The sequence below is a fragment of the Myroides sp. DF42-4-2 genome, assembly GCF_030326445.1.
Taxonomy (GTDB): domain Bacteria; phylum Bacteroidota; class Bacteroidia; order Flavobacteriales; family Flavobacteriaceae; genus Flavobacterium.
This window is the reverse complement of sequence record NZ_JACAKI010000001.1, coordinates 161,727-173,571: the sequence shown is the minus strand read 5'-3', so window position 1 is coordinate 173,571 and position 11,845 is coordinate 161,727. Positions and strand designations below refer to the sequence as shown.

Here is an 11,845-nt window from a genome sequence, read left to right as displayed (position 1 = left end):
CCTCCTGTATATTTATACATTTTTATACTAAAAGGATACAAGAGAAAGCTCATTCCTCTTTCAAAGGAATAAAAAAAGGTCAATTCCCTGGGGAATTGACCTTTTCTATCTTGTGAATTCGTTCGTTATACCAGTTGATTAGCAACTAAATACTCGGCAATTTGAATGGTATTTGTAGCGGCTCCTTTTCGCAAGTTATCTGCTACAATCCACATATTTAATGTATTGGGTTGCGTTTCGTCTCGGCGAATTCGCCCAACAAAAACGTCGTCTTTTCCTTGTGCATAAATAGGCATTGGATACGTATTGGTATCAATATTATCCTGTACAACAAGGCCAGGAGTTTCATGCAACAATCGACGTACATCTTCGACAGCAAAATCGCGTTCAAAAGAGACATTTACGGTTTCACTGTGTCCACCCACAACAGGAATACGCACTGCAGTAGCTGTTACTAATACCGTATCATCTTCTAATATTTTTTTGGTTTCATTGACCAATTTCATTTCTTCTTTCGTATATCCATTGGCTTCAAAAACATCGCAATGAGGCAACGCATTTTTATGGATAGGGTAAGGATATGCCATATCGCCTTTTTCACCAGCGTATTCATTCTCCAATTGTTTCACCGCTTTAACCCCTGTTCCTGTAATGGATTGATAGGTAGAAACTACGACGCGTTTTACCTTGTATTTCTTATTTAATGGTGCCAATGCCATCACCAATTGGATGGTTGAACAGTTAGGATTGGCAATAATTTTATCTTCTTTGGTCAAACTTGACGCATTAATTTCTGGAACGATTAATTTTTTGGTTGGATCCATTCGCCAAGCCGATGAATTATCAATCACGGTAGTTCCTACTGCTGCAAATTTAGGGGCCCATTCCATAGCGATTGTTCCACCTGCAGAAAAAAGGGCTATAGCAGGTTTCATCTTTACAGCATCGGCCATTGATTGTACTACAAACTTCTTTCCTTTAAATTCTATCTCACTTCCTACTGATCGTTCAGAAGCCACAGGTATTAATTCTGTTACTGGAAAATTGCGTTCTGCTAATACTTTTAGCATAATCTCTCCTACCATGCCGGTAGCGCCTACTACTGCTACTTTCATTTTAAATCAATAAAATTATATTTAGTTAAATTTTTGCTTCAAACAAGCTGCATATCTTTGATTTGCAACTGATTGTTAATTTCACCTTTCCATTCGTTTTCTTCAATCGAATAGACTAAATCAAAAAATGAACGATTTTGTATATCATCTAAGAACTTACCAAAGGAAAATCCGATGGCACTAAATCCTTTATCGAGATGCCCGCGTTGTCTCACATACATTTTCAGGTGCTCCTGATTGGCTCCTAATCCACGAGCATATCCAGTATCATAGACGTTTTTAGTCAAGAAAACTGGACTCATATTTTCCGGTCCAAAGGGTTCGAATTGTCTTAATATCCGACAGAACTTGGGCGTTATCTCAGCGAAATTAAGAATTGCATCTATTTCTACTTCTGGTATTAAATCTCGCTCCAATATGGTGCTAGATACCACCTCTTCGAACTTGGCTTTGAACTTATGGTAATTTTCTTTCTTACACGTCATTCCAGCGGCGTACATATGTCCTCCAAACTGAATTAATTCATCCGAACACGCTTCTAAAGCCGCATAGAGATCAAAATTTTTAACCGATCGAGCAGAAGCTGCTAGCACATCTCCACTAGCCGTAAATACAACGGTTGGTCGATAATAGGTTTCAATCAGGCGGGAGGCCACAATGCCGATTACTCCTTTGTGCCACGACTGATGAAAAACAACCGTCGACTTATTGTTAATTTCTCTATTTTCAATAATCTGATCTTTGGCTTCTTCTGTAATGTTTTGGTCTAATACTTTGCGTTCTTCATTAAAGGCAATAATCATTTCTGCTGTTTCTTCAGCTTCTCGCATCGAGAATCGAGTTAACAAGTCAACGGCGTAATTGCCGTGTTGTATTCGTCCTGCAGCATTAATTTTCGGTGCAACTTTAAAAACAATATCACTAACCGTATAATTACTTTGCTTATATACATTAAGCAGTGCTTTTATTCCTGGGCGCGGGTTGCTATTAATCACCTCTAAACCAAAATAGGCCAAGATTCTATTTTCACCTGTAATAGGTACAATATCCGCTCCAATAGCCGTTACGACAAGATCGAGATAAGGGCGTAAATCTTCAATAGTCTGATTTCGATTAGCAGCTAACGCTTGCACTAATTTAAATCCTACCCCACATCCACACAATTCATCATAAGGGTAGGTGCAATCCCTGCGTTTGGGATCGAGTACGGCTACTGCATCTGGAATTTGATCACCGGGTAAATGATGATCACAGATCACAAAATCAACTCCTTTCTGCTTGGCGTATTCGACGTGTTCAATGGATTTAATTCCACAATCAAGTGCAATAATTAGCTTAATATCATTATCTGCTGCATAATCAATCCCCTGATACGATACGCCATACCCTTCTTTATAGCGATCTGGAATATAGCGATCTACCTGAGAATAATAGGTTTGGATATACGAATAGACTAAGGCTACCGCTGTAGTGCCATCCACGTCATAATCGCCAAAAACCATTATATTTTCTTTGTTCTCAATGGCTTGTTCTATCCGCTTTACCGCTTTGTCCATATCCTTCATCAGATAGGGGTCATGCAATTCCTCTAAAGCAGGGCGAAAGAAACTTTTCGCTTGCTCATAGGTTGTAATTCCACGATCAACCAAAAGCTTGGCTAAGATGGGATCAATACCCAATACGCGAACTAAATGGTCAACACTCTCTTGGTCTTTTGTCTCTTTTAAGGTCCACCGCATTATTGTTGTTTATGGTAATGAATAGTGGTTTCTACTTTCGCAAATTGCGTAAACATATGCATTACTCCACAATATTTTTCGACCGATAAATCAACGGCTTTTTTTAGTTTGGCTTCATCGAGATTATCGCCATAAAAATGGTAATCTACACGCACAGTATGGTATACAGCAGGATCTTCATCTGTTAATTTTCCTTCTGTTTCAATTTTGAAATCAGCAACATCTAATCTCATTTTTTTGATTAAAGAAGCAACGTCTAATCCTGAGCATCCTGCCAAAGCAGATAGCATCAAGGCTTTAGGGCGAAACCCTTTATTATCTCCTCCATTTTCTGGTCCTGCATCTATTCGCATGGTTTCTCCACTTGGATTCGTCGATTCAAATTGCATATTCTCTAACCAAGTAGTGGTAACTTTATGTGACATAATCTAATATCATTTTTATCAAATGTATCAAAAAATTTCAAGGATTAACCCTTTTAAAACGTTAATAATTAACCGTCCTTCGGCGTCAATTTCTCTGTTCTATCCTTGTAAATCAGAATAAAAAACGGCAAATAAATTTGGTTTTAGTTTTTACACGTACTTGTACAGGATGGTTATTTAGCGAAACTGACGAAGATCAGTAGAGCATTTTCAAGTATTTTAAAAGAAAAAAGGAGTTAAACTTTTACAGCTACAACTCCTATTAATTCTTTATTTTTTTCCTGCCACTACGACAACAATTTCTCCCTTTGGTGGTTTTTCTTCGAAGTGTTTGAGTACTTCTACTACCTCTCCTCTTACAGTTTCTTCATGCAGTTTAGACAATTCTCTTGAGACAGAAATCACGCGATCATCGCCAAAATAGGTTTGAAACTCTCCAAGGGTTTTTACCAATTTATGTGGAGAGACGTAAATAATCATTGTTCTTGTCTCCTCTGCTAATTGCAAATAGCGAGTTTGACGTCCTTTTTTATCTGGTAAAAAGCCTTCAAATACAAATTTGTCATTTGGCAATCCGCTATTAACTAGAGCGGGAACAAAGGCAGTTGCTCCAGGCAAACACTCTACTTCGACCTTGTTTTCAATGCAGGCTCTCGTCAGTAAAAAACCAGGATCTGATATCGCTGGAGTACCGGCATCGGAAATTAGGGCAAATGATTCTCCTGTTTGCATGCGTTTCACTAAACCTTCTACCGTTTTGTGTTCATTGTGCATGTGGTGACTCATCATAGGTGTATTCACCTCAAAGTGTTTCAACAATTTGCCACTATTTCTTGTGTCTTCTGCTAAAATATAATCTACCTCCTTTAATACCTTAATGGCACGAAAGGTCATATCTTCTAAGTTGCCAATCGGAGTTGGTACAACGTATAATTTCCCCATAATCTTATTCGAAACGCTTTTCTATTAGCGCCATAAAACGCTCTGCATATTCTTCTTTACCTTCCCAATTGTTGTATTCGGGTTTAACCAAGTGTTCTACAAAACTTCTTGCTTCATCAAATGTACTCACAGTGTTCAACTGAGACAATACGCGATTAAAATCTTCTGAACTGTTAGAGAACAAGTGTTTTTCAAATGCAATGCGATCATTTAATCCTACCATGATCGTACCGCGGTAAATATCGTTGATTGATTTCTTGACAATTCGAGGTTCTCTAACGGATACTTGATCTAAGTTAAACAGCATGTTTTGCTGATTATCCGTTTTTTCTTCTTCCTTTGTGTGTGTCTCCCCTTTCTCTTCTTGTTCCACTTCTTGTTGTGCGAAGAAACTAGCTGTACTTTGTACTTTTTCTGTTTCTGTGGGTTGTTCTGTTGTTAGGCGTTCAAACATGTGATCATCAACCAAAATTGCATCTTCTTTTGCAATATCTTCTACGCGAATGAATTCAATTTCTCCAAAATCAAACCCTTCAAAAGGATTATCCTCTCTTTGATCTGTGGTTAGAGAAGAAAAAACATCTTCTTTAGCGATTTCCTCTTCTCGGAGTTCAAAAGTCGATACATGTGACGTTTCCGCTACCACCTGATCTGCTAATTCTTCCTCTTCAAATGACTCTAAAGCATCTTCTTCTGTGTCTATTTCCTCTTCTTCCTCTTCGTCAAAGGCGATCTCAAGTTCATCTTCCTCTTCTTCGATTTCATGTTCCAATTCAATCTCAACTTCAGCTTCTTCCTCTAGTTCGGCTTCCATTTCAATCTCCTCTTCAGCCACAAGATCATCACTAAAATGAGGTTGTTCTTGACTTTCTTCCTCTTCTTTGTGCTCTGATTCAAATTCATCTTGTTCTTCTTCTAAGGTTGCTTGTTCTTCCTTATTATCAGCAAATGCTTCAAAATTGACTACCGTTTCTTTTTCTGCTTCTACAACAATAGGATAGTCTTCCACAATTAAATCAGTGGGTATCTGCGATCGCACTTCCTCCTCTTCAACCAAATGTTGTTCAACAGGTTCTGTTTCGCGCTTACTTGTTTCGACAAGAGTCAACCCGCTTACTTTTTCTACTAACTGATCTTCAGTGATGTCTTTTACAAGTCCTAACGCTAGGTTTTCTTGGTAAAATTTTAAAATTTGAAGCTTTTCGTATAGTTCTTTTGCTTCAACATACAACTTATCCACATCAGTATCTTTCATCTGCAATACGCGATGAACGATGCTCAACAACTCTGCCTCTAAGACTTTCTTCATAACTTTTAATTTCATTTAGTAAATTATACAAGCTTTTTTTGATAAATTTGTCCTTCACAAAGTAACAAAAAAACTACTGGTTTCAGCCTGAAAATTACAAAATGTTTCTAGAAATTCCTGTTAATCACAAAGAGCAGTTTGGATGGATCGAAGTAATCTGTGGATCAATGTTTTCTGGAAAAACGGAAGAACTGATTCGCCGCTTGAAAAGAGCCCAATTTGCCAAACAAAAAGTCGAAATTTTTAAACCTGCCGTAGACACGCGTTATCACGATGAATACGTGGTATCACACGATGCGAATGAGATAAGATCGACGCCTGTTCCTACAGCGGATAGCATTCGAATCTTGGCGAGTGGTTGCGATGTGGTGGGAATTGATGAAGCTCAATTCTTCGATGCGGAGATTGTTCATGTTTGTAATGAATTGGCCAATTCGGGTATTCGCGTTATTGTTGCTGGTTTGGATATGGACTTCAAAGGTAATCCATTTGGACCGATGCCGGCATTGATGGCTACTGCTGAATATGTAACAAAAGTACACGCGGTATGTACGCGCACAGGTAACTTGGCTCATTATAGTTATAGAAAAGCAGCGAGTGAAGATATTGTGATGCTTGGCGAAACTGAAGAATACGAACCTTTAAGCAGAGCGGCGTATTACAATGCGATGCGAGAAGCTGAAAAGCTCAAAAAAGAAAAACCCAAACCCTGATTATATAGATTAAACGCTTTATGAGAAAAATATACCAAATTTATCTGGACTCTTATCGAGGTTTATCCTCAGCATCTTGGATGTTAGCCATTGTCATGTTAATCAATAGAGCCGGATCGATGGTATTTCCTTTCTTAGGTGTTTACATGAGTAAAGAACTTCACTTTAAGGATGAGCAAACGGGATACGTATTGGCTTGTTATGGAATCGGGTCGATGATCGGTTCTACCATAGGGGGTTGGATTACGGATAAAATCGGAAATTACAAATTACAGTATTTGAGTTTATTGGGAAGTATTCCCATGTTTATCTTATTGCCTCATTTTACCTCTGTGGTTAGTTTGGCTATTATGATTCTCGTTCAAAGTACAGTTAGCGAGATGTTTCGTCCTGCAAACTCCGTTGCTATTACTAAATACGCTAGACCCGAAAATATCACACGCGCCTTTTCCCTCAACCGAATGGCGGTAAATTTAGGCTTTTCTATCGGTCCGGCTATGGGAGGAATGTTAGCTGCTATTTCTTATTCCTTGTTGTTTTACATCAATGCCGGTGCTGCTTTCTTTGCTGCGGTGGTGTTTATTTACTTTTTTAAAGGTCGCAAAGAAAACCCCAAACCAACAGTTTCTGTTGAGGATGACAAAGATATTACGCTCGGTACGTCAGGTACAAAGCGCCAATCTCCTTATAAGGATGGATTATTCTTGTTTTACAGCTTTTTCTGTACGTTGTACTCCATCGCCTTTTTACAACTATTTAGCACCTTACCTATTTTTTACGAAAAAGTAGGTGGACTCAATGAGTTTCAAATTGGGCTTGTATTAGGGTATAGTGGGTTGTTGATTTTCTTAACTGAGATGCTACTAGTGCATTTAGCAGAACGTCATTTGACGACGCAAAAAACCATCTTTTACGGTGCTTTAGTAGCTCCTTTTGCCTTTTTAATTTTCCTTTTGGATTACAGCATTGTATCCATCGTTTTATCTATTACCTTATTAAGTGTATCGGAAATGTTGATCTTTCCTTATACCTCAACGGTAACGGCTATGCGTGCAGATGACAATAGCAAAGGCTCCTACATGGGAGTAAACGGATTGACTTTTGCAGTTGGATTCATCATATCTCCTGTTTTAGGAACAAAACTCGTTTCTTATTTTAGTTATGATGTGCTGTGGATTGTTATGGGATCTATCTTTTTGATTGCTGCTTTTGGATTAAATTATACCGTTGGCAAAATGGTTCAACCAAAAGTATAAGTACTCTCGTTGCATTTCTATTTTTTTACTAAAATAAATAGAATCCCGTTAGTTATTGATTACAAACAGGATAGCTCAACAGGCATAAAAAATATATGTTAAAATTTAAAAGTCTAAATAAAATCGAGCTTTTAAGCCTTGCATTGTATATAATTTGTTCTATATTTGCACTCGCATTAACAAAATAATGCAGTCCAATATACGGCGAGGTAGCTCAGTTGGTTAGAGCGCAGGATTCATAACCCTGAGGTCACGGGTTCAACTCCCGTCTTCGCTACAAGGTAAAAGACCTAATCTTTCGATTAGGTCTTTTTTTTGTTTATTACTAGCTTGAGCGCACAGACTGCAAGTCTGCGCGATTGGAATTCCTTCTAAACTAAAACTATCCCATATTAATCACCGATGGTGTGAATTTAACTTCTTATTCTTGATTCAGTAATTTGTAAAACAGTGAATCGATATAAATCTGATTGATTTCCTGTTCTCTATCATTTCTATCAGAACTATAAAGTGAGAAGGAATAAAGTAGGTCAATATCCACAGCTAAAAATGAAATGTAATCCACTTCATATTCACTCCCTTTCACTCCCTTTGTTTTGACCTTCACATTCTTAAAACTCTCTTTATAAAGCTCTCTCAATACGTCAACTTCATAAGAAGCACACAATATATCAAAAACCATATGAACGGCAGCCGAATTATCAGCAAGTCTATTCTCAAGGAGATTTGGCAGTAATACTTCAATGGCTTTATCGGGTTGATTTAACCCCATATAGCATTTAGCATAAAGTAGACTTACATATATATCTTCTTCAGCAAAAGCGTTACCACAAAAATGTTGATAGGGGAATTGCTCTGATAACTTTAAATAAGTCAATGCCTCTTGAAAATTTCCTTCTTCAATTCCTATTTTCACTAACTCTTTAGCAGCTCTATTCTTGAAATTAGCCCCATCTAAGTTAGCCCCCTTTTTATTTTTATTCTTATTATTTGTATCACCCATTATAATACGTTGAAAGACCTCCTTTGCCCTATCGTATTGTTGCATGGCTAATTCGGCATAACCTATATTGTTTAATGCGTAAAATAACCAAGGTGAATTGGGATAATCTTCCACTAGTTCATAATACAAATCCACTGACTTATTCAACATGGCATTTTTTGTATGTTCTGCAAGTGTTCTTGCTGATGTATCTGCATTCTTGTCGTTTAGATAATAGTCCAAATCCAACTCTCCCTCAACGAGTTCTTGAATTAGAACAGCCTTTTGAAATAGAACCTCATCTCCTTTAATTGGAGCGTTTTGTCCTATCACCTGTCCTAAAGGCATTAAGAAAAATAAAGCCACTAAGTATTTCATTCTCACTCCTTTATAAAATCAAAATCAATAGCCATTTCTTTATTAAAAATTTTGGCTTTAAGGATATTATTTTCAAGTTTGTAGGCGATATGCGTTGGAAAGTCATGACTTTCATTTACACAAACAAAAGAGTTCTCTTCTAATTCTGTCATTTTAAATTCAACTGTATCAGCATCGTCTGATGTTTTTACGACCAAGTTCCAATGCCCATCAGCGAGTATAAAACGCATGTATTCTTTGCTTAATGTATCCCCTTGTGCCAGTGTATATCCAATTCCATCGTATTGAGAAGGGCTTGTTTTATTCCAAGACTCAAAAGTGGAGCGACCTTCCTTATCGTTGGTTCTCTTCCAGTTTCCTAACAGCCAATCGATAGATGCTGTTTGTGCAACTTCTTCTTGAAGTCGATCTAGGTCTACTACTATATTCTTCTTATCATCTTTACAAGAACCTAAGGCAAGGACTACTACAACTAATACAACTATTTTTTTCATGTTTTTTTGGTTTTTGTTAACTGGGAACAATAAATTAAAGATAATACTTTACTTGCTATCAAATACAGAGGCCTCAGCTTATATTAGATTCTATTATTCCAATACCATCACAAAGATTTGTTCTCAAATTCCAAATTCCAGGAATCTTGTAATACACTAACACCTGGAGCCCAACAAGGAACAAGTTTTCGATTATTAGAATGAGAAAGACTACTTTCATATAGATTACAATTGTAATAAACATTGTGAATCTTACCATTGCTTATAATCCATGTAGACTCAATAGTTGGCACTGCGTCTACCCAGGTATAAACCGTTCTTCTGTTGTCCGTAACAAAGGAGCTAGCATATAAAAATTCTTTGTAATAGGTATTAAATATATAGTATTCATCTGTTTTCCCAGAAGGAAGTAACACCCAAAAACCATTAGTAACTTTACCTCCTGACTCCCAACCAAATACCTCTCGCCTTTTCTTAGCGGTGTCCATATATAGTGAAGCGTAGAAATAATGTTGCCCATAGTAATTGTTATAGATCGTGTATATCGGAAGATCTTTAAAGTACTTGTTTTCGTTTCTTTTGATGATCTCAGTAACTAAATCATTGGTGTAGAAATCCATCACAATTATACCTATATGTGGTGCTTCATTTTGAGAATTATCAACTTGCTGTGCCCCCAATCCCTCTTTCAAATCACGAGTAATAGCAGGTAACAATACCCCTGCAAATGACTTTGGGCTTGACAAGGGAGGATTTGTTGCACTACAATGATTTAGGTATAAGGAAGGATTACCGCCGTTTCTGTTTACTCTTACTGATTCATTAGCCAAATTAACAATCTTTTCCCTTTTACTCGATACTGATGTATCTGAGTAATCATCTTGCACTTTGATCGAACTATAAGGTATTCCAGGAACAGATAATACATTAGAAAGAACAACTATCTTCCCTCTTACGCTACCTAGGTTTGGGATAGCGGTTTCTAAATACATCATTTGCTGATAACCACCGTATTTCGTATCAAAAACAGTGCGAAACTCCGCATCTGAAACTGAAGAATTTTCTTGTTTAATTCTCATAATAATTGTTTCAGAACTATTGGTGTTCAAAAAATCTACACACTGATTCAGCACATCTCCAAAATTAATGTTCAGGTAAAATTGTCCATGATGAATAGTAAATACGCCATCAATTACACAGCATCTTATATCAAGATAACGAATGCCATCTTCCAATTGTTTTTTTATTGTACAGTCATAATTCTGCGCTGCAACATATTCATCAATCCCAGGAGCTTGTCCAGATTGACCTTTTCGGGCACAACTATCATGCGTTCCTGGTATTGATATGTGAGCAATGCTCTTACTATCTTCGATACAACTCATCCAGTTTTTGGTATCGCTTAACAATGAATATCTCATATACATCTTCTTTAAAATTAATCAATATTTAAGTTTTATAAAGCACCTGTTAAGATTGCTTTATCAATCAAAAAAACAGCTATTCGACTACGGATTTACTAGAAAAAGGAAGGGTTTACTCGTTTTGCTTGTTGTTTTACAAGACTAAACCCTGATAAATTTAGGAATCCGTAAACGGATTATTTTCCTACACTATAAACAAATATTATGCCTTATCTTTTTATCAAGCAACAATATTTTTCAAGTATTTATACCTTTGAATTGTGTAATTTCTATCTAATTATTTAACTACAATAACCGCAATTAGTCTACTACTTCCACCAGAAGCACCCCTTGTTACTTATGCGTTTATAGTGAGCTGAAATAAGTCAAAACTGCTTAGGTTTATACTTTGCAAAGTCAAAGAATGCAAGTACATTATTTCCAATCCAAACACAAATCTTGATATAGGGATATTGCATTAGACTTATTTAAGAACTACCTGACCAATAAACCAATACGCCTATTCACAAAAGAAATCACAGTAGATTAAAGCATTCTCTTAGTTAAAATGCAAACCGAGTTTTTATTATTTTTCCTTCCTAAACTTTACCCAAAAAAGCGAAGCTATTTCCAAAAACTAAATATATTTGCTTCATTCATGATGAAGTACAATCGACATATCGCTCAATTTTTGTGTCTCCTATTTGTGTTGTTAGGTGCGGAAAAGATTAATTTCTTCACTCAACAGGATTGTGAGTCGAAGATCTCCTTTTGTCCGATTGCCAATATGTATGTTTATCAGTTGAGTTCTTCCGCAGATCATGCAGAAAAAACCACCAAAAACAAAAATTGTAAGGCAACCAACATTAGCTGTGAGACTTTCTTTATTGCACAAACGGTAGAGCAAGTGCAAAGCAAAAAGCGAATTTTCTTTGTGCATAAACAGTACTTCTATCAACCTGTCATCCATTCGAATCCATATATAACACTAATAGATCCCCCTCCTAATATTGAACAAGTATAAGATGAAGAGTTCCAAACGGAGCTCTTTTTTTTACCCTAGCATGAAAAAAAAGGGCTACTTAAAAT

Annotated in this window: 11 protein-coding genes and 1 tRNA gene; 4 read left to right on the top strand and 8 right to left on the bottom strand. The window is 36.8% G+C overall.

Going from position 1 to position 11,845, the window contains the following annotated elements; all coding sequences use genetic code 11:
• Positions 1 to 125: 125 nt before the first annotated feature.
• The 5 genes from HX062_RS00760 to HX062_RS00740 all read right to left on the bottom strand — a co-directional run bounded on the left by HX062_RS00760 (position 126) and on the right by HX062_RS00740 (position 5,530).
• Positions 126 to 1,115: an aspartate-semialdehyde dehydrogenase gene (locus HX062_RS00760; RefSeq protein ID WP_182625838.1), complete on the bottom strand. Its 990-nt coding sequence runs from the start codon at positions 1,113 to 1,115 to the stop codon at positions 126 to 128.
• 38 nt (positions 1,116 to 1,153) lie between these two features.
• Entirely contained in the window at positions 1,154 to 2,854 is a 1,701-nt protein-coding gene (gene recJ, locus HX062_RS00755; protein ID WP_286465922.1) for a single-stranded-DNA-specific exonuclease RecJ, read from the bottom strand.
• Complete coding sequence (locus tag HX062_RS00750; RefSeq protein WP_286465921.1) at positions 2,854 to 3,279, bottom strand: OsmC family protein; 426 nt, start codon at positions 3,277 to 3,279, stop codon at positions 2,854 to 2,856. Before HX062_RS00750 ends, recJ begins: the two co-directional genes overlap by 1 nt.
• A gap of 270 nt (positions 3,280 to 3,549) precedes the next feature.
• Complete coding sequence (gene rsmI, locus HX062_RS00745; protein WP_286465920.1) at positions 3,550 to 4,221, bottom strand: 16S rRNA (cytidine(1402)-2'-O)-methyltransferase; 672 nt, start codon at positions 4,219 to 4,221, stop codon at positions 3,550 to 3,552.
• A gap of 4 nt (positions 4,222 to 4,225) precedes the next feature.
• Complete coding sequence (locus HX062_RS00740; RefSeq protein ID WP_286465917.1) at positions 4,226 to 5,530, bottom strand: DUF8457 domain-containing protein; 1,305 nt, start codon at positions 5,528 to 5,530, stop codon at positions 4,226 to 4,228.
• Between the two features lie 101 nt (positions 5,531 to 5,631).
• Here HX062_RS00740 and HX062_RS00735 point away from each other — a divergent pair, with 101 nt between their 5' ends.
• The 3 genes from HX062_RS00735 to HX062_RS00725 all read left to right on the top strand — a co-directional run bounded on the left by HX062_RS00735 (position 5,632) and on the right by HX062_RS00725 (position 7,776).
• A complete protein-coding gene (locus tag HX062_RS00735) occupies positions 5,632 to 6,243 on the top strand; it encodes a thymidine kinase (RefSeq protein WP_286465915.1) in 612 nt (203 codons plus the stop codon).
• A gap of 20 nt (positions 6,244 to 6,263) precedes the next feature.
• A complete protein-coding gene (locus HX062_RS00730) occupies positions 6,264 to 7,499 on the top strand; it encodes an MFS transporter (RefSeq protein WP_286465914.1) in 1,236 nt (411 codons plus the stop codon).
• A 203-nt stretch (positions 7,500 to 7,702) separates the two neighbouring features.
• A tRNA-Met gene (locus tag HX062_RS00725) sits at positions 7,703 to 7,776 on the top strand.
• Positions 7,777 to 7,920: 144 nt separating this feature from the next.
• Here the strand turns inward: HX062_RS00725 and HX062_RS00720 are convergent.
• From HX062_RS00720 to HX062_RS00710, 3 genes are all read right to left on the bottom strand, one after another.
• The gene (locus HX062_RS00720) at positions 7,921 to 8,859 is read right to left on the bottom strand and encodes a tetratricopeptide repeat protein (RefSeq protein ID WP_286465912.1); all 939 of its coding nucleotides are present in this window, start codon (positions 8,857 to 8,859) and stop codon (positions 7,921 to 7,923) included.
• A 2-nt stretch (positions 8,860 to 8,861) separates the two neighbouring features.
• Positions 8,862 to 9,353 carry a DUF6265 family protein gene (locus HX062_RS00715; RefSeq protein ID WP_286465910.1) on the bottom strand — a complete coding sequence of 164 codons (492 nt, stop codon included), beginning with the start codon at positions 9,351 to 9,353 and terminating at the stop codon, positions 8,862 to 8,864.
• 107 nt (positions 9,354 to 9,460) lie between these two features.
• Entirely contained in the window at positions 9,461 to 10,774 is a 1,314-nt protein-coding gene (locus HX062_RS00710) for a phosphatidylinositol-specific phospholipase C (protein WP_286465908.1), read from the bottom strand.
• A 640-nt stretch (positions 10,775 to 11,414) separates the two neighbouring features.
• On the opposite strand from HX062_RS00710, the gene HX062_RS00705 reads away from it, so the two are divergent.
• The gene (locus tag HX062_RS00705; RefSeq protein ID WP_286465906.1) at positions 11,415 to 11,780 is read left to right on the top strand and encodes a hypothetical protein; all 366 of its coding nucleotides are present in this window, start codon (positions 11,415 to 11,417) and stop codon (positions 11,778 to 11,780) included.
• Positions 11,781 to 11,845: the final 65 nt, after the last annotated feature.

Bases quoted from the DNA above. Each gene is read 5' to 3' on its own strand.
- HX062_RS00735 (WP_286465915.1), top strand. From the start codon at position 5,632: ATGTTTCTAGAAATTCCTGTTAATCACAAAGAGCAGTTTGGATGGATC.
- HX062_RS00705 (WP_286465906.1), top strand. From the start codon at position 11,415: ATGATGAAGTACAATCGACATATCGCTCAATTTTTGTGTCTCCTATTT.
- HX062_RS00750 (WP_286465921.1), bottom strand. From the start codon at position 3,279: ATGTCACATAAAGTTACCACTACTTGGTTAGAGAATATGCAATTTGAA.
- HX062_RS00720 (WP_286465912.1), bottom strand. From the start codon at position 8,859: ATGAAATACTTAGTGGCTTTATTTTTCTTAATGCCTTTAGGACAGGTG.
- rsmI (WP_286465920.1), bottom strand. From the start codon at position 4,221: ATGGGGAAATTATACGTTGTACCAACTCCGATTGGCAACTTAGAAGAT.
- HX062_RS00760 (WP_182625838.1), bottom strand. From the start codon at position 1,115: ATGAAAGTAGCAGTAGTAGGCGCTACCGGCATGGTAGGAGAGATTATG.
- HX062_RS00730 (WP_286465914.1), top strand. From the start codon at position 6,264: ATGAGAAAAATATACCAAATTTATCTGGACTCTTATCGAGGTTTATCC.
- HX062_RS00740 (WP_286465917.1), bottom strand. From the start codon at position 5,530: ATGAAGAAAGTCTTAGAGGCAGAGTTGTTGAGCATCGTTCATCGCGTA.
- recJ (WP_286465922.1), bottom strand. From the start codon at position 2,854: ATGCGGTGGACCTTAAAAGAGACAAAAGACCAAGAGAGTGTTGACCAT.
- HX062_RS00710 (WP_286465908.1), bottom strand. From the start codon at position 10,774: ATGAGATATTCATTGTTAAGCGATACCAAAAACTGGATGAGTTGTATC.
- HX062_RS00715 (WP_286465910.1), bottom strand. From the start codon at position 9,353: ATGAAAAAAATAGTTGTATTAGTTGTAGTAGTCCTTGCCTTAGGTTCT.